The organism is Izhakiella australiensis, from assembly GCF_002006995.1.
Lineage (GTDB): Bacteria > Pseudomonadota > Gammaproteobacteria > Enterobacterales > Enterobacteriaceae > Izhakiella > Izhakiella australiensis.
The window spans coordinates 477,902-502,110 of record NZ_MRUL01000002.1 but is presented as its reverse complement, the minus strand read 5'-3'; the positions used below and the strand labels follow the sequence as shown (position 1 = coordinate 502,110).

Here is a 24,209-nt window from a genome sequence, read left to right as displayed (position 1 = left end):
GCACCGCGTGCTGCTATCTATTGCTCGCCTTGCCGGGTCGGCATGCATTGCTGCGTTCTGATCCGGTGCCTGCGCGTGGCGCTCAGCGCGAGCATAATCGCCCCCGATGCTATCAGCATCAAAAAGACGCCCACCGCCAGCATGGCGGAAAATCCTGCCAGCCGGTACAGCAACAGCCCGACAATCCCGCCGCCGATGAAGGAAAACAGCGTCGTCAGGTGGGTCGACAAAACCTTATACTGTGCTCGCTGTCCGCTGCTTGCGTCACGCGACAGCCAGCCTGCGACCATTGAACCCAGCGCAATACCGGCATCGGTAACGGTGCCGGTTATATGGGTGGAGCGCACCCTGCCATTTGATAGCTGGGTTGAAGTGGCATTATGAATACCCATTAAAAAGGCGAGAAATACAATAGATTCACGGCTGTTCTCTGAGGAATGAAATAGCAATTCAAAACATGATAATAATGCTAAAGCGATACCTTCTGTCAGCAGGATCAAACAGTATATTGTGCGCAGCTTTTTCTTTAAGCCTGCGGCCACCGTCAGACGAGCGCTAAATGCGCCGGCAATAAAAGCGGTTAGGATTGCACTGAGAAATACTAAGTCTTTAACATCAGACCCGGAAACTTCGCTCGATATCTGCGAGGTATTACCGCTCATATGCGAGGGAAAAAAGCCAAAGGCGCCGAGAGCCATAGCATTGAGGGTACCGGCACTGGTGGCCAGTACCAGCGCCAGCCAACGATCTTCAAGATGGGAACGTACGCGTTTACGTTTGATTAGCACAGGCGGCTCCAGCAAAATGGTGCATGGAAAAGGAGATCAAATGATAAGAATACAAACAGCCGTCATTACGAATTAAATAATAGCCTGGCACTACGCAAGGAGAAAGGTGAGAAAAGTACAGTTAATTAAATAAATTAAATTTTTGTCAATTAATGGTCGGTTATAAGTTATTCCTATGGGTATTTTCTTATTCTTTATAGCTGACAGAAGATTATTATTTAATAAATTCATATAAGAAAGGTTACTTTCGCAGTAGGTAATAACAGAATCTGCTCTGCTATTACCAGATGAAATTATTATACTGCGTAGTTAAATCAGCATTGCGAGCCCAAATGATGATCTTCCTGACTGCCTTCCAGCAGATAAGTCAGTTCTTCCACGGCGGTAATCCGATCGCCGCGCAAGCTGAACAGGGCGATAACCCGCACTCGCGCCGCTTCGCCGTTGCGCTTCATGATTTCCACATCATGACGGGTGGCTGCCTGGTCACCGCTGACCAGCAGGCGGTTGATGGTCACTTTTCCCTCTGTCAGAACGGACTTAAGCTTGCGGGCATGCTGTAAAAAGCCGTCAAAATCCAGCGTCTTTCCATCAACCCACTGCTGGTAGTCGGCGCTGAAAAACGCGGCCAGTTCGCTTACCGGCCGCTGCGGGTCGAGCAGCGAATCCATTGCGGTCATGATCAGATGCTGTACGGCAGCGACGGAACGATCGGCAGAATCAGTTTGCATAGCAGTTTCTCCTTATCAGTAATAGCGCTATGCTACGGGCATAAATACGTCTGATGTACCTTATATAAGCCAATAAATACGCCATAAAGGACAAATTAATCACGCTAAGGAGTATCAGCATGCTGTTGGATCTGCCGGTAAAAATAGCCGCCGGGGAAGGGCATGCCAGCCTGTTCTCCGCCAGCGAACTGCGTGAGAGCAAACTGCATGTCCATCGCTGCGGCCAGCTGGTGAAAGCCGATAGCGGCGTACTGGCCATTACCCTCGCGACACAGCATATGGTGGTGCCTGCAACGCACGTCCTGTGGTTGCTGCCAGCGACAGAGCATGCCATGCAACCGCACGGCGTATTGAGCGGATGGGGCATATGGCTGGCGGAAGAAGATTGCACCACGCTGCCATCGCAGCCTTGCTGCTTTGTGGCTACGCCATTGCTGCACCAGGCCGTACGGCGCTGGTCCGGCCTGAGCTGCACGCGCGAAGCGGCCTTTCGCCGCAGCCTGATGCAGGTGGTGATCGCCGAGGTAGCAACGCTGAAACAACAGGAGGCCGGCGTTGTGCTGCCGCGTGAACCGCGCCTGAGACGTATTGCTCAAGCGCTGCTCGCCGATCCGGCTGACGATCGCGACGCGCTTAGCTGGGCGACGCTGGTGGGAATGTCGCCGCGCACCCTGACCCGGCGCCTTGTGCAGGAGACCGGATTAAGCTTCAGCCTGTGGCGCCAGCAGCTGCGGGTGGTCAATGCCCGCCAGCGGCTGGCTGCCGGGCAGTCAGTGAAACAGGTCGCTCTTTCCCTCGGCTACGATAATGTCAGCGCATTTATCGCGATGTTTCAGCGGCTAACCGGCATGACGCCCGCTCAGTGGGCAGCCGATCACCATTGCTCAGCGATTGATCGTGCATCAGCCTCCGGCAGGCGTACCAGGCGACGCGCTGGCTAACCGTCAGCGACTTAGCCTGCCTGGAAGAGGGGCGTATTTTCACCGTTTCGCTTTGATTTATTAGTATAAAGCGGCACGGATTTTGCTTCGAATAGGGGGCTAAGCAGGCAATCAGTCTGGTAATTTTCAGGTCAGCGCCTATACTGAATGGCGATGTTGGCCGGTTTAAGGGACAACGAGATGAGTCGCAGATGCATATATATGTGCTGTTATTCAACCTGCTGATAAGGAGTTTTTGACCAGTAAGTTGTTCATGTCTTCTCCCCCCGCTTGCTATCCGTTTTCAGTAAGAAGGGCTGGCAGGCAAACCCTCCTGTCCCATACCGCGTTCAATATCATGTTTCCTCAGTCGCTGGTGATTTCGGGTAACTCACCTGATTCGCATCGCTGAGTTTTAGCGACGGATAAAGCCTGCGTTTGCTATGGACTTTCAACCAATTAATCAGGAGGAAGAGAGTGAATCAACCCGCCGATGTCGCGCCAGTCGTCTCACTGGCTAACCATGCCTTTTTTTTTGACGTCGATGGCACGCTGGCTGCCATTCAGTCGCGGCCTGACGAGGTTTTTATTCCTTCATCGGTGATTACCTGCCTGCGTAAGCTTTCCGCTGCCAGTGATAATGCACTGGCGCTGGTTTCTGGTCGCCCACTATCTGAGTTGGATGCGCTTGCCGCACCTTTAAAACTGCCGCTGGCCGGAGTGCATGGCGCCGAACGTCGCGACGCAGCAGGTTCGCTGCATCGCGTCAGCTTGCCTGAAGAGGTGACCACGCCGCTGGCGCAGCGTCTGCGCCAGGCGCTGGCAGCGATGCCGGGCACGCTGCTGGAAACCAAGGGGATGGCGTTTGCGCTGCATTTTCGTAACGCGCCGGAGTATGCCGGGGCGATACAGGCGCTGGCGGAAGAAATGGTAACGCAGTTTCCACAGCTGGTTCTGCAGCCGGGAAAGTGCGTTGTTGAAATAAAGCCTGAGGGCGTTAATAAAGGCGCTGCGCTGCGTCAGTTCATGCAGGAAGCGCCATTTGCCGGGCGGATACCGGTTTTTGTCGGTGATGATTTGACTGACGAGGCGGGCTTTGAGGTTGTAACGGCGCTGGGCGGCTATGCGATTAAAGTTGGCGATGGCAAGACGCAAGCGACGCATCGCCTGGCAAACGTTGACGCGGTTTACGCCTGGCTGGAGCAACTCACATTACAATTACATCAAGACACAACTTTGTCGGTAAGGAGTTAAGGTTATGAGTCGTTTAGTTGTCGTATCTAACCGTATCGCTCTGCCCGAAGAAGGGAAAGCCAGCGCCGGAGGGCTGGCAGTAGGGATTCTGGATGCGCTGAAATCAACCGGTGGCGTATGGTTCGGCTGGGATGGTGAAATCAGTGAGATCGGTGAAGAGGAAGAGCTGGTCAACACCCAGGAGCATGACGGTATTACCTACGCGTCATTCGGTCTCAACCAGAATGACTATGATCTCTATTATTTACAGTTTTCAAACGCGGTCATCTGGCCCGCTTTTCACTACCGTCTCGACCTGGTTCAGTATCAGCGTGAAGCATGGGAAGGCTATTGCAGCGTTAATCGTCTGCTGGCTGAACGTTTGCAGCCGATGTTAAAGCCGGATGATATTTTATGGATACACGATTACCACCTGCTGCCGTTTGCCGCAGAGCTGCGTAAGCTCGGGGTAAATAATCCCATCGGCTTTTTTTTACATATTCCTTTTCCGACTCCGGAAATTTTCAACGCGCTGCCGCCCCATGACGCGCTGCTAACAATGCTCTGCCAATATGATTTGCTGGGCTTTCAGACTGAAAACGACAGGCTGGCGTTTCTCGACAGCGTCTCTCAGGTCACCCAAATAGAGAGCCGCGCAGCCAAACAGCACCGCGCTTTTGATAATGACTTTGCCACCGAGGTGTATCCCATCGGCATTGAGCCGGACAGCATTAAAGAAATGGCCTCAGGCCCGCTGCCGCCGAAAATGGCGGCGATGAAGCGTGACCTGGGGGATATTAAAAATATCATTGCCTGCGAGCGGCTGGATTACTCGAAGGGCCTGCCGGAGCGCTTTCTCGCCTATGAGTCGCTGCTGGAGAATTATCCGCAGCACCGCAGCAACATCCGCTATACCCAAATCGCACCAACCTCACGCGGCGATGTGCAGGCTTATCAGGATATTCGTCATCAGCTGGAAACGGAGGCCGGGCGTATTAACGGCAAATACGGCACGCTGGGCTGGACGCCGCTGTATTACCTCAATCAACATTTTGATCGGCGTTTATTGATGAAAATCTTTCGCCTGACCGATGTTGCTCTGATAACGCCGCTGCGCGACGGCATGAACCTGGTCGCCAAAGAGTATGTTGCGGCGCAAAATCCTGACGACCCGGGCGTGCTGGTGCTGTCGCGCTTTGCCGGCGCGGCTAATGAACTCACCTCGGCGCTGATCGTTAATCCTTACGATCGGGATGATGTGGCCGCCGCGCTGGATAAAGCGTTGACCATGCCGCGTGAAGAGCGCGTTGCACGCTACAACGATATGATGGCGGTGCTACGGCGCAACGATATAGCAAACTGGCGTAAAACCTTCCTGAAAGATTTACAGGCGTTATCTTCTCCTCACGGGAACGAGGGAAACGATCCGGTAAAGGACCGGCCTGAACTGGCGTAGCCGCCTGACATCATGTTCAACCTGCGCGTTAGCGCATCAGGGGAGAAGGGATTCACCCCATCTTCGTCTGCTTTTCCCTCCACGCTTGCGTTTAGATAAGACATTCTTTGCCCTGCAACAGATCCTTTATGCGCTGTGCCAAGCCGCCGCACATCCCCTGCCGTTACCCGTCATAAAGCCAGTCGTAAGCAAAAATTCGGCTTAACAACGGCGATAGCTTATTTCCTGCTGTGGTTAACAGAGAGGGGGCTGCATGCAGGCTAATATATTCATATTGCTTATGTAACCAGAAGTTACAGCTTATTACGATTCCTGAACCCCGGCGCGTAACTCTTTACGGAAGGCTGCATTCATTAGCGTAATCTGCACCTGAAGCTGCAGTTGCTTGAATTCATGTGAGATCTCTTAAGCCAAATTTAAACCAGGCGATTGGGTTATTAATGGATTTTTTTAGTATAAAAAACCAATTTAAAGTAATTTACTGGATTTATTGACTGTTAAGCTTGCCGTAATGACATGATTAAATCTGAAATGCTTGAAAATTATCCTGGTAATTATTACCTGGCTCTTTAAGGGGCATAAATTTAACAAAAAATCCACGAATTGATTACTTAGTAAACTAATCAACAGTGTTGCTGATAGGTTTCAGAAAAAAATTTGCCTTAAAAGTGTGACGTGGCTCACACTTTATCTAAAATTTCACGCTTCGCTCGTTGTATGTAGCAAATAGAGGGGATAAAGTTGCCTTGTTTTCGGAATAGTCCTAATAAAGATTCAGACGATTCCGACCTGGTAGTGATTAGTACGCTAATTAAATGCTCGATTCTCAGAAGAAGACACAAGGAAGGCGATTAAAACTCAGGATGTAAAAAACAGCTGAGTTAAGCGATTTCCGGCTGAATTCTTCCGGATTCATAAAATAGATTTTTTAGCACTTTGGCTTTGCCACTATAAATTTTTTGCAATCTTTAGATTTACCAACCAGCAACCAAAAGGTGCGGTCAGATTTAACCGCAAACATTAAAATAGTGTCAGTCAGGGTGGGTACATGGGTACTTCAGAATTACTTAAACATATTTATGACATCAACCTGTCATACCTGTTGCTTGCACAGCGTTTAATTAATCAGGAAAAAGCTTCAGCGATGTTTCGTCTGGGTATCGATGAATCAATGGCCACCGCGCTGGCTCAGCTGACGCTGCCTGAAATGGTAAAACTGGCGGAAACTAATCAGCTGGTTTGCCAGTTCCGCTTTAACGATCACAGCATAATCAATCGGTTAACTCAGGACTCGCGGGTAGATGATCTGCAGCAAGTTCATACCGGTATTTTGTTATCAAGCCGCCTGCTGCGCGATGTCACTAAAGAAGATGAAATGCCTAAGAAGAGGGCAGGTTAATGAGCGACAAGAGTATCGTTCAGGAAGCGCGTGATATTCATCTGGCTATCGAGCTAATTACTCTGGGCGCTCGCCTGCAAATGCTTGAGAGCGAAACGCAACTAAGCCGTGGGCGTTTAATTAAGCTATATAAAGAATTGCGTGGTTGCCCACCACCTAAAGGCATGTTGCCGTTTTCCACCGACTGGTTTATGACATGGGAGCAAAACATTCACGCTACCATGTTCTGTAATGCCTGGACGTTTTTACTGAAAAGCGGTCTGACCTCGGGTATTGACGCGATTATTAAAGCCTACCGGCTTTATCTCGAACAGTGCCCGCAGAGCGATGATGGCCCGTTGCTGGCGCTGACTCGCGCCTGGACACTGGTGCGTTTTGTTGAAAGCGGCATGCTGGAGCTCTCCAGCTGCAAATGCTGCAAAGGGCGTTTTATTAACCATGCGCATCAACCGGTGGGGAGCTTCGTCTGTAGCCTGTGCCAACCTCCGTCGCGCGCAGTAAAAAGACGTAAACTTCCTGCGGAATCTGCCGATAACATTTCACAACTGCTGGATGAACAGGTTAAGCAAGCCGTTTAACAAGTTCGCCTGATTGTGAGATGCATCCAGCAGCGGTTAATACCGCTGCTTTTTTTTTACTCTCACTCCGGCGCCTTGCTGAACATTGCGGATTCTTCCTTCACCCCACACGTTATCAACGTAAGGATTTATTGTGCTGGTTATATTGGGTTATATCCTCGTTATCGGGTCCGTGTTGGGCGGGTACATGATGGTAGGCGGCCATCTGGGCGCGCTTTATCAACCTTCTGAGCTGCTGATTATCGGCGGGGCAGGCATTGGCGCCTTTATCGTCGGTAACAACGGCAAGGCGATTAAGGCCACCGGCAAAGCGTTGCCGCTGCTGATGCGCGGCTCAAAATACAATAAAGCCGTTTATATGGATCTGATGGCGTTGCTTTACCGTTTGATGGCTAAATCACGCCAGCAGGGCATGCTGTCGCTTGAACGTGATATCGATAATCCTCAGGAAAGTGAAATCTTCTCTCAATACCCGCGCATTATTGCCGATAAACGATTAGTAGACTTTATTGTGGACTATTTGCGTCTGATGGTGAGCGGCAATATGAACGCCTTTGAGATTGAAGCCCTGATGGATGAAGAAATCGAAACCTACGAACATGAATGCGACGTTCCGGCACTGGCGTTGCAAACTGTCGGCGATTCGCTACCGGCGTTTGGTATCGTCGCGGCGGTAATGGGGGTGGTTCATGCTCTGGCTTCAGCGGATCGTCCGGCGGCGGAACTGGGCGCGCTAATCGCCCACGCCATGGTCGGAACCTTTCTCGGCATTCTGCTGGCTTACGGTTTTATCTCTCCGCTTGCCGGCGTGCTGCGCCAGAAATGTGCAGAGACGACCAAAATGATGCAGTGCATTAAGGTGACGCTGCTCTCCAGCCTTAACGGATACGCGCCGCAGATCGCGGTAGAGTTTGGCCGTAAAACGCTGTACTCCACCGACCGGCCGTCGTTTACCGAGCTGGAAGAGCACGTTCGTAACGCGAAATCACCCGCGAAACAGACGTCGGACCAAGATGCATGAAGCACAATAATCATCCCATCGTACTGGTTAAAAAGCGTAAGCATAAAAAGCATGAGGGCGGGCACGGCTCATGGAAAATCGCTTATGCCGACTTTATGACGGCGATGATGGCGTTCTTTCTGGTGATGTGGCTGATTTCGATTTCTAACCCGCAGCAGCTGGTGCAGATTGCCGAATATTTTAAAACGCCGCTGAAAGTCGCGTTAAACGGCGGTCAGCGTAGCAGCGATAGCGAAAGCCCTATTCCCGGCGGCGGCGATGACCCTACCCGGCAAAATGGCGAGGTACATAAAACGGTTGAAGGCGATGATAAAAAACGCCTGCTTGACGAGCAAAAGCGCAAGCTGGATGAAATACGCCTTAACCGGCTGCGCGAGCGGTTGGATCAGCTGATTGAATCCGATCCGCGCCTGAAAGCGCTGCGCCCGCACCTGATTATTAATCTGGTTGAGGAAGGGTTGCGCATTCAGATTATCGACAGCCAGGACCGACCGATGTTTAAACGCGGCAAGGCCGAAGTGGAACCCTATATGCGCGATATCCTGCGGGCCATCGCGCCGATTCTGAACGAGCTGCCGAATAAGCTCAGCATTGCCGGTCATACCGATGATTTTCAGTATGCCAGCGGCGATCGGGGTTACAGCAACTGGGAGCTGTCGGCGGACCGCGCGAACGCCTCGCGCCGCGAGCTGGTGCAGGGCGGGCTGGACGGCGGAAAAATGCTGCGGGTGGTGGGAATGGCCGACACCATGAGACTTAAGAATCGCGGCGGGGATGAGGCAGTAAACCGACGCATTAGCCTGCTGGTACTCAATCACGATACTGAACAGGCAATTGAAAAAGAGAACGCGGAAAGTGATGCGGTTTCGCTGCCCGATGATGGCAACCTGCAGAATCTGAAGCAAATAGCGGCGCCGGCAGTACCTGCGGACGCCAGTAAAACACCAGAACTTCAACCTTCAGCGGCAGCGCCCGCCGTATCGCCAGCAGCACCGGGAAATAATGCCCAGGCTGAGCAGCAACCGGCAGCGCAAACCGATCGCGACTCACAGCAGAGGTGATACCGTGAGCATGGATATCAGCGATTTTTATCAGACGTTTTTCGATGAAGCCGACGAATTGCTGGCCGATATGGAACAACATCTGTTGGGGCTTGACCCGGAGGCCCCGGATTCCGAGCAGCTTAACGCTATCTTCCGTGCTGCCCATTCCATCAAAGGGGGGGCAGGCACTTTTGGATTCAGCGTACTGCAGGAAACCACCCATATCCTGGAAAATATACTCGATGGTGCGCGTCGCGGCGAAATGCAGCTGAGTACCGATATCATCAACCTGTTTTTGGAAACGAAGGACATTATGCAGGAACAGTTAGATGCTTATAAGTCTGCTCAGGAGCCGGATGCTGCCGCCTTTGAATATATCTGTCAGGCGCTGCGTCAGCTGGCTCTGGAAGCCAAAGGTGAAGTGATCGCCGCGCCGAAGACCATAGCCCTGACACCGTCAGCCGCGCCTGACGTTGCCGCGCCGACAGCGGCGGCCGACAGCGGCGCTCTGCGCATTATGCTTTCCGATCTGAAAGCCAGCGAAATCGATCTGCTGATAGAAGAGCTGGGTAATCTCGGTACCGTCAGCGATATCCAGCGCAGCGAAAATAGCCTGCAAGCGTCATTAACATCGACCGTCAGCAAAGATGACATCGTCGCGGTGCTGTGCTTTGTCATCGACGAAAAGCAAATCGCCTTCGGCGGCAGTGCCACCACCATGGCTGAAGCCATGGTCGATGACGTAGTCGAAGCGGCGCCGGTTGAAGTGGTTGCCGCCGTCCAGGCGCCGGCCGCGCTTGCCGCTGCGCCAGCCAAACCGGAACCGGCTAAAAAAGCGGCGCCGGCCCGCGGCGGCGAATCTAACAGTATTCGCGTGGCGGTAGAAAAAGTTGACCAGCTGATTAACCTGGTCGGCGAACTGGTTATTACCCAGTCGATGCTGGCACAGCGCTCCGATTTGCTCGATCCGGTTCAGCACGGCGATCTGCTGAATAGCATGGGACAGCTGGAGCGTAACGCCCGCGACCTGCAGGAATCGGTAATGTCGATCCGCATGATGCCAATGGAATACGTCTTTAGCCGCTTCCCGCGTCTGGTGCGCGATCTCGCCAGCAAGCTGGGCAAAGAAGTAGAGCTTACCCTGCTGGGAAGTTCCACCGAGCTGGATAAGAGTCTGATTGAACGCATCATCGATCCGTTAACGCACCTGGTGCGCAATAGCCTTGACCACGGTATTGAACTGCCGGAAAAACGCAGTGCCGAGGGCAAAAGCGCGAGCGGTAACCTGACGTTATCTGCTGAACATCAGGGAGGGAACATCTGCATCGAAGTGGTGGATGATGGCGCGGGACTGAACCGTGAACGCATTCTGGCGAAAGCCCTCTCTTCCGGCCTGCCCGTTCATGACGGCATGAGCGACGACGAAGTTAACATGCTGATTTTCGCGCCGGGCTTCTCCACGGCGGAGCAGGTTACCGATGTTTCCGGGCGCGGCGTCGGCATGGACGTAGTGAAACGAAATATCCTCGAAATGGGCGGCCACGTAGAGATCGCCTCGAAGCAGGGCAAAGGTACCACCATTCGCATCCTGCTGCCGCTGACGCTGGCCATCCTCGACGGTATGTCGGTACGGGTCGCCGACGAAGTCTTTATTCTGCCGCTGAACGCCGTGATGGAATCTCTGCAGCCGCGTACCGAAGAACTGAAGGCGCTGGCGGGCGGCGAACGAGTACTTGAAGTACGCGGTGAATATTTGCCGCTGGTCGAACTGTGGAATGTCTTCGACGTTAGCGGCGCTAAAGAAGAAGCGACGCAGGGCATCGTCGTCATTTTGCAAAGTGCCGGAAAGCGCTATGCACTGCTGGTTGATCAGCTGATTGGTCAGCATCAGGTTGTAGTAAAAAACCTTGAAAGCAACTATCGCAAAGTGCCGGGAATTTCTGCCGCCACCATTCTTGGCGATGGCAGCGTGGCGCTGATTGTCGACGTCTCGGCGCTGCAATCTCTTAATCGTGAAAAGCGTGTGGCCGGAGCCGCAGCCTGAATTAACAGCATAAGGGTAAAAAAATGACTGAAATGGCAACTGTCACCAAACTTGCTGGCGAAACCGTCGGTCAGGAGTTTCTGGTATTTACACTGGGCGATGAAGAGTACGGCATCGATATTCTTAAAGTGCAGGAGATCCGCGGTTACGATCAGGTAACGCGCATCGCCAATACCCCGGCGTTTATTAAAGGGGTGACCAACCTGCGCGGCGTTATCGTACCGATCGTCGACCTGCGGCTTAAATTCTCGCAGCCTGATGTTGACTACAACGAGAATACCGTGGTCATCGTGCTGAATCTGGTGCAGCGCGTGGTCGGTATCGTAGTGGATGGCGTTTCCGACGTGCTCTCGCTGACCCAGGAGCAGATCCGCCCGGCGCCGGAATTCGCTGTTACCATGTCAACGGAGTATCTGACCGGCCTTGGCGCGCTGGACGAGCGTATGCTGATTCTGGTTGATATCGAAAAGCTGCTTAACAGCGAAGAGATGGCGCTGGTCGATACGCTGCGCGCTTCCTGATTAGGCGCGATGGCCGCGACCGCCGTTTGTTCACCGGCAAAATAGCCCGGTGGATATCCGGCGGCAAAATCTGAGATTGTCAGTCAGACCGCACTCGCGAGATTGCGGTCTGATTTCTTTTGCGCCATCGCCCGTTAGCTTTTGTCCGATGCGCATTGCTGATGATCGTCGGCGGAATCTCGTGCTGATAATCGCGCCGTTTTTTACTCTGTAAGATTTCATTTCTGAGGCTAAATCTCCTGCCTGCGCCGCCGATAAATTCATTGCGGTCTCCTTTTTTTAACCAGGGTTTAACATGCTGACAAAAATACGTGTAGTGACCAGTCTCCTGCTGGTGCTGGTGATCTTCGGCGCGCTGCAGCTGGTATCCGGCGCACTTTTTTTCAACGCACTGAACAAAGACAAAGAAAATTTTACCGTTGCCCAGATCTCCGGTCAGAACGTCAATGAATTTATTGATGCTTTTATGGCGCTGGATCAGGCGCGCACCGCGCTGACGCGCGTTCAGCTGCACATTGCCAATGCGAAGCTGGCCGGCAGCGAAAGCGGCCTGGAGGACATGTTTAAAACCAGCGATATGTTGCAGACCTCGGCGGCGGCGCATTTTAAGCGCTACAACGAGATTCCCGATACTCCAGGACAGGACAAGGTGCTCACTGATGAGATGAGCGAGGACTATACGCGCTATGCCGCCGATCTGGGGCAGATGCAGCAGGTTTTGCAGCATAACGATCTTGATGCTGCGGGAAAAATCCCGCTGGCTGCCAGCCAGAGTAAGTTGCAAAGCAGCTATCTGAAATGGCGCGCGATGCAGCAGCAGCTGTCACAAAAAGGCACCCAGGAAAATAACCATGCCTACCAGAAAATGCTCTGGCTGCTTGGCGCCATCGTGCTGATGGTGATTGGTTTGATCGCGCTGAGCTGGGTTGTATTGCGCAAAGTGCTGATTAAGCCGTTGCAGGAAAATATCGTGAGCATCGGCGCGATAGCCAAAGGCGATCTGACCGGCGTCATCCGCGTTGAAGGGCGTAATGAAATGACCCAGCTGGCGCGCAGCCTGTTGGAGATGCAGCAGGCGCTGATCAATACCGTTGCCACCGTGCGTGATGGCTCTGACGCCATCTTCCAGGGAGCCGGTGAAATTTCCAGCGGTAACCGCGATCTTTCTTCGCGCACCGAGCAGCAGGCCGCTTCGCTGGAGGAAACCGCTGCCAGTATGGAGCAGCTTACCGCCACCGTGAAACAGAACGCAGAGAACGCCCGTCAGGCCTCGCAGCTGGCGCTCAGCGCTTCTGAAACCGCGCAGAAAGGCGGGAAAGTGGTCGATGGCGTGGTGCAAACCATGAGTGATATCGCCGGCAGTTCGCGCAAAATTGCCGACATTATCAGCGTGATTGACGGTATCGCCTTCCAGACCAACATCCTGGCGCTGAACGCGGCGGTGGAAGCGGCACGCGCCGGTGAGCAGGGACGCGGCTTTGCCGTCGTTGCCGGCGAAGTCCGTAACCTTGCCCAGCGTAGCGCCAACGCCGCGAAAGAGATCAAAACCCTTATTCAGGACTCGGTGGCGCGCGTTGATGAAGGCTCGACGCTGGTCGGCGATGCGGGGGTTACCATGAATGAAATCGTCAGCGCGGTGGCGCGGGTGACCGATATTATGGGGGAAATCGCCTCCGCCTCCGATGAGCAAAGTCGCGGTATCGATCAGGTGGGCATCGCGGTAACGGAAATGGACCGCGTTACCCAACAAAACGCCTCTTTGGTGCAGGAGTCGGCCGCGTCAGCCGCCGCGCTGGAAGAGCAGGCCAGCCGTCTGAATAAAGCCGTCGCGGTATTTCGCCTCGCGCGCAGCCCGCTGGCTACCGCTGCCAGTGCTGCCAGCGTGCGGCTGCCGGCGCCGACGGTAAGTAACAAACCGGCCGTTGCCGCCGCCCATGAAGGAAACTGGGAAACCTTTTGATAAAGCCTCATCGCCCCGTTGACGGGGCGACAACGCCACCATGCTATAGCTGTCGTTGACTGCGCGCCGCTGGTACCGGCAGGCGCGTTATTCCGGGGCCGGAGTGTCAGGCCCCGGCACTTTTTTTGCCGTCTGCACCCTGCCGGGGGATTGCACCCTGAGCGTTATAAAGTTCAGTTAAACCCTGCCGATAACAGAGCCATTCAGCGCGATCCCGAGGTTAATTATGTTCAAACGTATCAAAGTCGTCACCGCTCTGGTGACGGTTCTGGCGGTGTTTACGCTGCTGGAACTGGCGACCGGCAGCATGTTCTTTCGTACGGTGGCGGTTGATCGGCAGAATTTTGCTATTAATCAGCACCTTAATAAGCTACAGCGTGACATGGGGAACGCCTGGGTTGCGCTAGTGCAGGCGCGGGTAACCCTGGCGCGGGCAGGAACGCGCTATGCGCTGAATCCCGCTCAGGCTGCCAGCGATAGCGGTATCCAGGCATTACTGACGCAAGCTGGCGGTAAGCTGGATGAAGCCGATCAGGCGCTGACGCGCTTTAATAGCGCCCTGACGGATGAGGCGCGCGCCGCGTCGGCAGTGCAGGCGCTACAGTCCAATTACAAAATCTATCATGATGCGCTGGTCGAGCTGGTATCAATGCTGAAAAGCAATCGCTTTCAGGATTACCTTGACCAGCCGACGCAGCGCTATCAGGACCAGTTCGAAAAAACCTATAACGACTGGCTGGCTATCAACAATGCGCTGATAAGCCAGGGACTGGTGAATAACAATAGCGCCTGGCAGCACACGCAGATCATTTTGCTGATGGTTGCGCTGCTAACGCTGCTGGTTATCACCCTGGTCTGGACCGGTATGTATCGCATCCTGCTGCGCCCGCTGACGCAGTCGATTGGTGATATTCGTCATATTGCCGGCGGTGACCTGACGCAGCCGATAGCCGTTGACGGTAAAAACGAAATGGCCCAGCTGGCGGCCAGCCTGCGCGATATGCAGCAGTCGCTCATTCGCACCGTCAGCACGGTACGCGACGGTTCGAACGCCATTAACAGCGGCGCGGTGGCGATCTCTGCGGGCAGCAGCGATCTGTCGACGCGTACCGAACAGCAGGCGGCTTCGCTGGAAGAAACCGCCGCCAGCATGGAACAGCTGACCTCCACGGTACGACAGAATGCCGATAACGCCCGCCAGGCGTCGAAGCTGGCTCTCAGCGCTTCGGAAACCGCCCAGCGCGGCGGCAAGGTGGTTGACGGCGTGGTACAGACGATGAACGAAATCGCCGGCAGCTCAAAGAAAATTGCCGATATTACCAGCGTCATTGACGGTATCGCCTTTCAAACCAATATTCTGGCGCTGAACGCGGCGGTGGAAGCTGCGCGCGCCGGCGAGCAGGGGCGCGGCTTTGCGGTGGTAGCCGGCGAGGTGCGCAACCTGGCGCAGCGTAGCGCCAGCGCGGCCAGAGAAATCAAAACGTTAATTGAAGAGAGCGTGTCGCGCGTTGATGCCGGCGCAGTGTTGGTGGAAAGCGCAGGCGAGACCATGAGTGAAATCGTCAGCTCGGTTACCCGTGTTACCGACATTATGGGCGAGATCGCCTCAGCCTCTGATGAGCAGAGTCGGGGTATCGATCAGGTGAACACTGCGGTCAATGAGATGGATCGCGTCACGCAGCAGAACGTGGCGCTGGTGCAGGCATCTGCCAGTTCGGCGAGCGCACTGGAGCGTCAGGCCAGCGCGCTTTCACAGGCTGTCTCTTTGTTTCAAATTAGTAAAGAAAATCCGCCAGCCGCCGTTAATAACAATATGGCACTGCCACTGCCGCGGCTGACTCAGCCCGAGGCAGTGCAAAAAGCTTTGCCGATCGCGGCGCGCACCAATGATAACTGGGAAACCTTCTGAGCGGGTAGTCGCCGGAATACAGGGAATACAGCGGTCTTTAACCTGATAATCGGCATGTTGCCAGGTGGTTTGCATGAAAAAATCGACGTTGCTGGATGTTCAGAACAACGCCACGCCGTTAATGCAGGCATTTCAGCGCCTGCCATTATCTGATACGCATTTTAAGCGTATCAGCGAGCTGATTTATCAACGGGCAGGGATCGTTCTCGCTGACCATAAGCGCGAGATGGTTTACAACCGCCTGGTGCGACGGCTGCGGACGCTGAACCTGGACGATTTTGGCCGCTATCTGGCGCAGCTTGAAAACAACCCTGGCAGCGCTGAGTGGCAGGCATTTATTAACGCTCTGACCACTAACCTGACGGCTTTTTTTCGCGAAGCCCACCATTTTCCGGTGCTGGCTGAGCAGGCGAAACGTCGTACCGGCAGTTTTAACGTCTGGTGTGCGGCGGCCTCTACCGGCGAAGAGCCTTACTCGATCGCCATAACTCTGGCGGAAACGTTAGGTTCAGGTCCAGGTAAATTTCAGGTTCATGCCACCGATATTGATACGCAGGTATTGGAAAAGGCGCTGGGCGGCATCTATCGTCAGGAAGAACTGAGAACGCTTTCGCCACAGCAGTTACAGCGCTTTTTTATGCGCGGCACCGGGCCCCATGCCGGCATGGTGCGGGTGCGCAGCGAGCTGGGGAGCGCCATCCATTTTGCCCAGCTTAACCTCCTGGCTAACGAGTGGGCGCTGCCGGGACCCTTTGACGCAATATTTTGTCGCAACGTAATGATTTACTTCGACAAAGAAACGCAGGAAAAAATTCTGCGCCGCTTTGTTCCACTGCTGAAACCCGGCGGCTTGCTGTTTGCAGGCCACTCAGAAAACTTCAGTCAGCTCAGCAAGGATTTTTATCTGCGCGGACAGACGGTGTATGGGCTGAGCAGGGAAAGAAAATGAAAATGATTAAGGTGCTGTGCGTCGACGATTCGGCGCTAATGCGGCAGCTGATGACTGAAATCGTCAACAGTCATCCTGATATGGAAATGGTGGCAAGTGCGCCTGATCCACTGGTTGCCCGCGAGTTAATCAAGCAGTTTAACCCGGACGTACTGACGCTGGACGTCGAGATGCCGCGCATGGATGGCCTCGATTTTCTGGAAAAACTGATGCGTTTGCGTCCGATGCCGGTCGTGATGGTTTCCTCGCTGACCGGGCGGGGGTCTGAGGTAACGCTGCGGGCGCTGGAACTGGGCGCGGTGGATTTTGTCACCAAGCCGAGTCTCGGTATCCGAGAAGGAATGCTGGCCTATCGCCAGATGATCGGTGACAAGCTGCGCGCCGCCTCGCGGGCGCGGCTGGGCACCCGGACCTCGATACCGGCACCGGCGATACTGAAAAGCGTCCCGCTGCTGAGTAGCGAAAAATTGATAGCCATCGGTGCGTCAACCGGTGGTACCGAGGCGATTCGCCATGTATTGCAGCCGCTGCCGGCCACCAGCCCGGCGCTGCTGATTACGCAGCATATGCCGCCGGGTTTTACCCGCTCTTTTGCCGAGCGTCTTAATAAGCTGTGCCAGATTACGGTGAAAGAAGCGGAAGACGGCGAGCGGGTTTTACCCGGCCATGCCTACATCGCGCCGGGGGCGATGCATCTGGAGTTGACGCGCAGCGGCGCGAACTATCAGGTGAAGCTTAATGAAGGTCCGCCGGTTAACCGGCATAAACCGTCGGTCGACGTTTTGTTTAACTCGGTAGCGCAGTTCGCCGGTCGCAACGCGGTGGGGGTGATCCTCACCGGGATGGGAAACGACGGCGCGGCCGGGCTGTTACAAATGAAGCAGGCTGGCGCCTGGACTATTGCCCAGGATGAAGCGAGCTGTGTGGTATTTGGTATGCCCCGCGAGGCAATCGCGCTCGGGGCTGCCAGTGAGGTGGTTGACCTCCATCAAATCAGCCAGCATATGCTGGCAAAAATTAGCGCCGGACAGGCATTACGTATCTAAAAAGCGCCCGTCCCGCGGGGCTGGACAAAACAGGAGTAAGTATGACCGACAAAAACCTGAGATTTCTGGTAGTGGACGACTTCAACACCATGCGTCGCATCGTCCGCAACCTGCTAAAGGAACTGGGTTTTAACAATGTGGAAGAGGCGGAAGACGGTGCCGATGCGCTGAATAAGCTACGCGCTTCCTCCTTTGACTTTGTTATATCCGACTGGAACATGCCGAATATGGACGGGCTGCAACTGCTGCAGACCATCCGTGCCGACGGCACGCTTTCTAAGCTGCCGGTGCTGATGGTAACGGCGGAGGCCAAGAAAGAGAACATTATTGCGGCCGCTCAGGCCGGGGCCAGCGGCTACGTGGTGAAACCCTTTACGGCGGCAACACTGGAAGAGAAATTAGGCAAGATATTCGAAAAACTGGGTATGTAAGGAGCTGTCATGAGCGAACTTGCTAAACAGAACGACGACTCTGCGACAGCACACGATATTATTGCTCGCATTGGTTCCCTGACCCGCATGCTGCGCGAAAGCCTGCGCGAGCTGGGACTGGAGCGCGCGATTGCTGAGGCTGCGGAAGCGATTCCCGATGCGCGCGACCGTCTGGATTACGTGGTCAAAATGACCAGCCAGGCGGCTGAGCGGGTGCTGAACGCGGTTGATGATACCCAGCCGCGGCAGAATCAGATGGAAAAGGGCGCCAAAACGCTTTCAGCGCGCTGGGACGAATGGTTTGAAAATCCGGTCGAGCTGGCTGATGCGCGTTCGCTGGTAACGGATACCCGTTCATTTCTGTCAGAAGTGCCGGAGCACACCGCGTTTACCAATGCTCAACTGATGGAAATCATGATGGCCCAGGATTTCCAGGATTTGACCGGGCAGGTCATCAAACGCATGAATGATGTGGTTCAGGCGATTGAGCGCGAGCTTCTGATGGTGCTGCTCGATAACATGCCTGAGGAAGTCACCAGTAAAGTTAAAGATAACGCCAGCCTGCTCAACGGCCCGCAGATTCACGCTGATGCTGAAGGCGTCGTCGCAAACCAGGCGCAGGTGGACGACTTACTCGACAGCCTGGGCTTCTGATCCATTTAACCTCTCTCCGACCAGCGGTGGGGACTCTGTGCCCCCACTGACTGCCGTCGCTTTCCGCCGCTGGCAATCTCATTAGCGGAAATACCCCTTATTTACGCGCTTTCTCGCGGCATTATTCCTGCGCGCAACCTGGCAAAATAGCCCCATGACTGACTGGCGGCGAAGGTAACCTGCTGTGGCTGAAGATAGCGACGAGGAAAAAACAGAATCCGCAACACCCCACCGATTGGAAAAAGCCCGTGAAGAAGGGAAGATTCCGCGTTCGCGTGAGCTGACTTCCTTTCTGATGCTGATTGCCGGCCTGGGTATCCTGTGGGTTGGCGGCGAACACATGGCGCACGAGCTGGGCGCGATGCTTTCCGATGGGCTCAGCTTCAACCAGGCGCTGCTAAAAGACGATAATCGCATGTTAATTCAGCTGGCACAGCTGGCAATGCGTGCGGTCGGCGCGGTCGTGCCGATGATGTTGGGATTGGTGTTGATGGCGATCGCTGCGCCGATGCTGCTTGGTGGCATTGTCATCAGCGGCAAAGCCATCAAGTTCGACCTGACTAAGCTCAATCCGCTGTCTGGTCTCGGGCGCATTATTTCCGCCCAGACGTTTGCTGAACTGCTGAAATCGATTCTGAAAGCGGTGCTGGTTGGCGCGGTTGCCGGCTGGTATGTCTGGACCCGATGGCCGGTGATGCTGCATTTGATTAATGAATCGCCGGTCAGCGCGTTATCTGGCGCGCTGAATATGCTGGCGATGTGCAGCATGCTGGTGGTGCTCGGCCTGCTGCCGATGGTGGCATTCGACGTCTTCTGGCAGCTCTACAGCTACTACAAAAACCTGCGCATGACGCGCCAGGAAATCCGTGAAGAATTTAAAAGTCAGGAAGGCGACCCGCATATCAAAGGGCGTATACGTCAGGCGATGCGCGCCGCCGCCCGTCGCCGCATGATGGCGGACGTGCCGAAAGCGGATGTGATTGTTACTAACCCGACGCACTATGCGGTCGCGCTGCAATACGTTGAAAACAAAATGAGCGCCCCGAAGGTGCTGGCGAAGGGCGCAGGGGATATTGCCCTGCGTATTCGCGAACTGGGTAAAGAAAACCGCATTCCGATTCTGGAAGCGCCGCCGCTGGCGCGCGCGCTTTATCGCCATAGTGAGATTGGTCAGCAAATCCCCGGCACGCTGTACGCGGCGGTGGCGGAAGTGCTGGCCTGGGTCTGGCAGCTGCGCCGCTGGAAGCGGGAAGGCGGCCTGATACCGAAGAAACCTGATAATTTACCGGTGCCTGAAGCACTGGACTTTGCAAGCGAGATGAAAACTGATGGCTAATCTGGCCGCTTTATTACGGTTACCCAACAACTTCAAACAGACGCAGTGGCAGGTGCTGGCCGGACCGGTGCTTATCCTGTTAATTCTGTCGATGATGGTGCTGCCGCTGCCGCCCTTTATCCTTGATTTGCTGTTTACCTTTAATATTGCGCTTTCCATTATGGTGCTGCTGGTGGCGATGTTCACCCAGCGCACGCTTGAATTTGCTGCCTTTCCGACCATTCTGCTGTTCTCCACGCTGCTGCGCTTGTCGCTCAACGTGGCCTCAACCCGCATTATTTTGCTGGAAGGCCATACCGGCGGGGCTGCAGCGGGGCGGGTGGTTGAAGCGTTCGGCCACTTCCTGGTCGGTGGTAACTTCGCCATTGGTATCGTGGTATTTATTATCCTGGTGATCATCAACTTCATGGTTATTACCAAGGGTGCCGGACGTATCGCTGAAGTTGGCGCGCGCTTCGTACTCGATGGTATGCCTGGTAAGCAGATGGCTATCGACGCGGACCTTAACGCCGGTCTGATTGGCGAAGACGAGGCGAAAAAGCGTCGTTCAGATGTGACTCAGGAAGCGGACTTCTACGGTTCAATGGACGGTGCCAGTAAGTTTGTGCGCGGCGATGCCATCGCCGGCATTATGATCATGGCGATTAACGTGGTCGGCGGTCTGCTGGTCGGCGTCGTGCAGCACGGAATGCCGTTTGGCGATGCGGCGGAGAGTTATACGCTGCTCACCATCGGTGACGGGCTGGTGGCGCAGATCCCGGCGCTGGTTATTTCGACCGCCGCCGGCGTTATCGTAACTCGCGTCAGCACCGAGCAGGATGTTGGCGAGCAGATGGTTACCCAGCTGTTCAATAATCCGCGCGTGATGCTGCTTTCCGCCGGGGTTCTTGGGCTGCTGGGTCTGGTTCCCGGAATGCCGAACCTGGTATTTTTGCTGTTTACTGCCGCGCTGCTCGGCCTTGCCTGGTACATGCGCGGTAAGCAGATGAAGCCGCAGGCCGCGCCGCAGGCAGTAAAACCGACATCTGAGGCCGCTTCCGGGGCAGTAGAAGCCTCATGGACCGACGTCCAGCTGGAAGATTCGCTGGGGATGGAAGTGGGCTATCGCCTGATCCCGATGGTTGATCATCAGCAAAATGGCGAGCTGCTGGGCCGCATCCGCAGCATTCGTAAGAAGTTTGCCCAGGAGATGGGATTCCTGCCGCCGGTGGTGCATATCCGCGACAATATGGATTTACCGCCTGCCCGCTATCGTATTCTGATGAAAGGGGTAGAGATTGGCAGCGGTGATGCCTATCCGGGCCGCTGGATGGCAATCAACCCCGGCACGGCAGCAGGTTCACTGCCCGGCGAGCCGACGGTGGATCCGGCCTTTGGTCTGGCGGCGGTATGGATTGATAGCGCGCTGAAAGAACAGGCGCAAATTCAGGGCTATACGGTGGTTGAAGCCAGCACCGTGGTGGCAACGCACCTTAATCATCTGATTGGTCAGTACGCCAGCGAGCTGTTTGGCCGTCAGGAAGCACAGCAGCTGCTGGATCGCGTCTCCAGCGAAGTACCGAAGCTGACCGAAGATCTGGTACCCGGCGTCGTCACTCTGACCACGCTGCATAAAGTATTGCAGAACCTGCTGTCTGAGCGGGTAGCTATCCGCGATATGCGTACGATTATTGAAACCCTGGCGGAGCATGCCCCGGTGCAGAGCGACGCTCAGGAACTGACCAGCGTGGTGCGTGTTGCGCTGGGTCGCGCGATTACCCAGCAGTGGTTCCCCGGTAACGGTGAAGTGCAGGTGGTGGGGCTGGATACCACGCTTGAACGTCTGCTGTTGCAGGCGATGCAGGGCGGTGGCGGACTGGAGCCGGGCCTGGCCGATCGCCTGCTGGATCAAACATCACAGGCGTTGCAGCGTCAGGAATCTCTGGGCGCGCCGCCGGTGCTACTGGTTAATCATCCGCTGCGCGCTTTGCTCTCCCGCTTCCTGCGGCGCAATCTGCCGCAGCTGGCGGTGCTGTCAAACCTGGAGCTGAGCGATAACCGCCAGATCCGCATGACCGCCACTATCGGAGGTCTGGGATGATAAAAAACCTGTCTGCAATGTTACTCAGTATACTGCTGGCGCCAGGCCTGGCATTGGCCGCCAGCGGCGGCGCCTGGCAGTCATCGGATATTGGTCCTTCGCTGGACAATCGCGGCGTGGCGGCTTCCTCGCGACCGCTGTCGCCGCCGCATACGATGAGCGGAACCATGACGACCATCTGGTGGCGCTACGAGCTGACCGCACCGGCGCCGGTGGGGCTGGTGGTGCATTTGTGTAGCAGTACCCGCTGCGCAGTGCTGGAAGGCCAGAGCGGCGAAACGCGCGGGCTGACCAACGTGCCGGCAGGGGAAACGCTGCGTTTTATTTATCAGGTGGAGGGGGCGGGCCGCCTGTGGCCGGCGCTGCGGGTGAAGAGCAATCAAATAATGGTCAATTACAGCCAGTAGAGCGCCCGGTTCTGTCGCATTAAGGCTAATTCCCCGAAAAACCGGCGCTGTCGTTAATACGACAGCGCCTTTTCCGTTTTCTCTCGCCATCGCTCAGTATTACCTCTTCGCTACCCTCGTCCCGACGCTCTTGAGGTATGGAGCATTGCAGCCTGTATCGACTAAAAACAGGAAGAATGTGCCATTTCGCCGGCAGCTGGACTGATTAACGTGACAACACCGTTTACGGGATTTTTACCGCTCAATGCTGATGTTGTCATGCGATCGGCCTCTGTCAGCGAGTTTACTCACCGAGTCGCGCGTCCATTATTTTTGCATAAGAGAAAACATCGCTTTTTGAAAGACTCTGCCAGAAAACGATCATACCCTCGACATAAATTATACGTAACTATAAAAAGGAGATAAAAACGCCATGAATAAAATTAATATTTTCCCCGGTTTATCGTTATATCTGAAGGCCCATTTTTTAAATAGCTCTTCATCAGCAGTTAAATTAGCTGAAAGAACAAAATCAGAAAAACACATTGCATTTGCAAAAAAATTACTCTCTGTAAGACAGGGGTTCAATGAGATTAACATTAAGAATAATTCTGGCGATGCAAATTATCAGATGACAAAGAGTAAATACATAAAATTGTCGCAAAGGATTAACGCTATTGATACAGAAAGCTCGCAGCAAAACCCTGTGCCTTTTGATGAAGTGAATATTAGCTTTAATCGAAAAGGTGAATTATCTCAGAATAGTGCAAATACAATGATTAACCAGTTAAATGTTGCATCTCAGAAAAGAGAAGAAGGAGGATTCAATCTATACACGTCTCGCCAACTCAATGCGCGCTGGGGCGGGCAAGTCAGTATACTTGAAAAGCGTCCAAAACTTGACTTTGATCGTCCGGCAATCTGGCCTGGTGCCTCAAAAAAAGGATACTTTGGTTGTTTCATTCCCGGACAAAGTTACATGCGGTCAGATAATCTTCGCGCCATCGATAGGATTTTCGCCAACCAAAATATACAACCAAATTTGGGAAGTGATGCTCATATCATGGCTACCAGCACCAATTTATCCTCGATTGCCAGAAAAAAGCTGGCAAATAAACATCAAATAGCCATTACCCCCGTGAAGTTAAACGGAAAGGAAATCGCTTATATATTCAGTAACCAGCATCAATACAGTAATACCTTATTTTTATCCGCTCACGCAGGGGGGGATAATGTTGGAACCTTCACTAAGCCTGATGGCATCGAGTTTAATTTCGTTGCTCCGAGTAATCACTTGTTGCAATCAAACACGATGCTCTTTGCTGAAAAATACAAAAAAAATGAAGTGCTATTTAAAGAAGATAGTCAGATATATGCATCTCCGCATCGGGAGGCTACAAACTATTCACTCAACGGAAACATTCATACCCAACCTGAGCAAGTTGCCAATTTCATTGGAAAAATGAATCCGGAAGAAGGGGGGCAGCGATTTGATTTTGTACTGCTTAATAGAGAGGCCCGGGGGGGCCATTTTACCGACTTAATACAGGGGTTAAAGGATACCTTAGATTGGATGCCAGAAAGATTGATATGTCACTTCTGCCGCAGGCAGAATAAGAACGTGAAAATATTTCCAGCAAGTAACAATTATACCGATCGCTCTGATTCTGAATAACAGCAAATGGGCTCGAAATCGATTGCGGTTCTGTCGCATTAAGGCCGCA

21 protein-coding genes are annotated in these 24,209 nt (G+C 54.1%); 19 read left to right on the top strand and 2 right to left on the bottom strand.

Translation table 11 applies throughout. The features are described 5' to 3' along the window. Nucleotides 1–17 precede the first annotated feature (17 nt). Both BTJ39_RS05610 and BTJ39_RS05605 read right to left on the bottom strand, forming a co-directional pair. Nucleotides 18–788, bottom strand: coding sequence for a YoaK family protein (locus tag BTJ39_RS05610; protein WP_096777685.1), 771 nt, complete (start codon nt 786–788; stop codon nt 18–20). A gap of 314 nt (nt 789–1,102) precedes the next feature. Further along, complete coding sequence (locus BTJ39_RS05605) at nt 1,103–1,519, bottom strand: nuclear transport factor 2 family protein (RefSeq protein ID WP_078001687.1); 417 nt, start codon at nt 1,517–1,519, stop codon at nt 1,103–1,105. A gap of 119 nt (nt 1,520–1,638) precedes the next feature. On the opposite strand from BTJ39_RS05605, the gene BTJ39_RS05600 reads away from it, so the two are divergent. From BTJ39_RS05600 to BTJ39_RS05510, 19 genes are all read left to right on the top strand, one after another. Next, the gene (locus tag BTJ39_RS05600) at nt 1,639–2,460 is read left to right on the top strand and encodes an AraC family transcriptional regulator (protein WP_078001686.1); all 822 of its coding nucleotides are present in this window, start codon (nt 1,639–1,641) and stop codon (nt 2,458–2,460) included. A gap of 456 nt (nt 2,461–2,916) precedes the next feature. Next, nucleotides 2,917–3,693, top strand: coding sequence for a trehalose-phosphatase (otsB, locus tag BTJ39_RS05595; protein ID WP_139356317.1), 777 nt, complete (start codon nt 2,917–2,919; stop codon nt 3,691–3,693). A 4-nt stretch (nt 3,694–3,697) separates the two neighbouring features. After that, nucleotides 3,698–5,128 (top strand): alpha,alpha-trehalose-phosphate synthase, encoded by a 1,431-nt coding sequence (gene otsA, locus BTJ39_RS05590; protein WP_078001685.1) that lies wholly within the window; start codon nt 3,698–3,700, stop codon nt 5,126–5,128. 1,048 nt (nt 5,129–6,176) lie between these two features. Next, on the top strand, nt 6,177–6,527 hold the full coding sequence (gene flhD / locus BTJ39_RS05585) for a flagellar transcriptional regulator FlhD (protein WP_078001684.1): 351 nt from the start codon (nt 6,177–6,179) through the stop codon (nt 6,525–6,527). Continuing rightward, entirely contained in the window at nt 6,527–7,105 is a 579-nt protein-coding gene (gene flhC, locus BTJ39_RS05580; RefSeq protein ID WP_078001683.1) for a flagellar transcriptional regulator FlhC, read from the top strand. The genes flhD and flhC overlap by 1 nt, the downstream gene beginning before the upstream one ends. 133 nt (nt 7,106–7,238) lie before the next feature. Beyond that, on the top strand, nt 7,239–8,126 hold the full coding sequence (gene motA / locus BTJ39_RS05575) for a flagellar motor stator protein MotA (protein WP_078001682.1): 888 nt from the start codon (nt 7,239–7,241) through the stop codon (nt 8,124–8,126). Further along, nucleotides 8,123–9,187, top strand: coding sequence for a flagellar motor protein MotB (motB, locus tag BTJ39_RS05570; protein WP_078001681.1), 1,065 nt, complete (start codon nt 8,123–8,125; stop codon nt 9,185–9,187). The genes motA and motB overlap by 4 nt, the downstream gene beginning before the upstream one ends. A gap of 10 nt (nt 9,188–9,197) precedes the next feature. Next, entirely contained in the window at nt 9,198–11,213 is a 2,016-nt protein-coding gene (cheA, locus tag BTJ39_RS05565; protein WP_176110240.1) for a chemotaxis protein CheA, read from the top strand. A gap of 23 nt (nt 11,214–11,236) precedes the next feature. Beyond that, nucleotides 11,237–11,734 carry a chemotaxis protein CheW gene (cheW, locus tag BTJ39_RS05560; RefSeq protein ID WP_078001680.1) on the top strand — a complete coding sequence of 166 codons (498 nt, stop codon included), beginning with the start codon at nt 11,237–11,239 and terminating at the stop codon, nt 11,732–11,734. A gap of 295 nt (nt 11,735–12,029) precedes the next feature. After that, complete coding sequence (locus BTJ39_RS05555) at nt 12,030–13,694, top strand: methyl-accepting chemotaxis protein (RefSeq protein WP_078001679.1); 1,665 nt, start codon at nt 12,030–12,032, stop codon at nt 13,692–13,694. A 226-nt stretch (nt 13,695–13,920) separates the two neighbouring features. Then, the gene (locus BTJ39_RS05550) at nt 13,921–15,603 is read left to right on the top strand and encodes a methyl-accepting chemotaxis protein (protein WP_078001678.1); all 1,683 of its coding nucleotides are present in this window, start codon (nt 13,921–13,923) and stop codon (nt 15,601–15,603) included. A 73-nt stretch (nt 15,604–15,676) separates the two neighbouring features. After that, the gene (gene cheR, locus BTJ39_RS05545; protein WP_078001677.1) at nt 15,677–16,552 is read left to right on the top strand and encodes a protein-glutamate O-methyltransferase CheR; all 876 of its coding nucleotides are present in this window, start codon (nt 15,677–15,679) and stop codon (nt 16,550–16,552) included. After that, the gene (locus tag BTJ39_RS05540) at nt 16,549–17,598 is read left to right on the top strand and encodes a protein-glutamate methylesterase/protein-glutamine glutaminase (protein WP_078001676.1); all 1,050 of its coding nucleotides are present in this window, start codon (nt 16,549–16,551) and stop codon (nt 17,596–17,598) included. Before cheR ends, BTJ39_RS05540 begins: the two co-directional genes overlap by 4 nt. A gap of 41 nt (nt 17,599–17,639) precedes the next feature. Beyond that, complete coding sequence (gene cheY, locus BTJ39_RS05535) at nt 17,640–18,029, top strand: chemotaxis response regulator CheY (protein WP_078001675.1); 390 nt, start codon at nt 17,640–17,642, stop codon at nt 18,027–18,029. 9 nt (nt 18,030–18,038) lie between these two features. Next, on the top strand, nt 18,039–18,683 hold the full coding sequence (cheZ, locus tag BTJ39_RS05530) for a protein phosphatase CheZ (RefSeq protein ID WP_078001674.1): 645 nt from the start codon (nt 18,039–18,041) through the stop codon (nt 18,681–18,683). Nucleotides 18,684–18,867: 184 nt separating this feature from the next. Next, nucleotides 18,868–20,019 carry a flagellar biosynthesis protein FlhB gene (gene flhB / locus BTJ39_RS05525; protein WP_078001673.1) on the top strand — a complete coding sequence of 384 codons (1,152 nt, stop codon included), beginning with the start codon at nt 18,868–18,870 and terminating at the stop codon, nt 20,017–20,019. Beyond that, nucleotides 20,012–22,099 carry a flagellar biosynthesis protein FlhA gene (gene flhA, locus BTJ39_RS05520; protein ID WP_078001672.1) on the top strand — a complete coding sequence of 696 codons (2,088 nt, stop codon included), beginning with the start codon at nt 20,012–20,014 and terminating at the stop codon, nt 22,097–22,099. The genes flhB and flhA overlap by 8 nt, the downstream gene beginning before the upstream one ends. Nucleotides 22,100–22,107: 8 nt before the next feature. Further along, nucleotides 22,108–22,506: a flagellar protein FlhE gene (gene flhE, locus BTJ39_RS05515; protein ID WP_078001756.1), complete on the top strand. Its 399-nt coding sequence runs from the start codon at nt 22,108–22,110 to the stop codon at nt 22,504–22,506. 412 nt (nt 22,507–22,918) lie between these two features. Next, complete coding sequence (locus BTJ39_RS05510; protein ID WP_078001671.1) at nt 22,919–24,160, top strand: hypothetical protein; 1,242 nt, start codon at nt 22,919–22,921, stop codon at nt 24,158–24,160. The last annotated feature ends 49 nt before the right edge of the window (nt 24,161–24,209 follow it).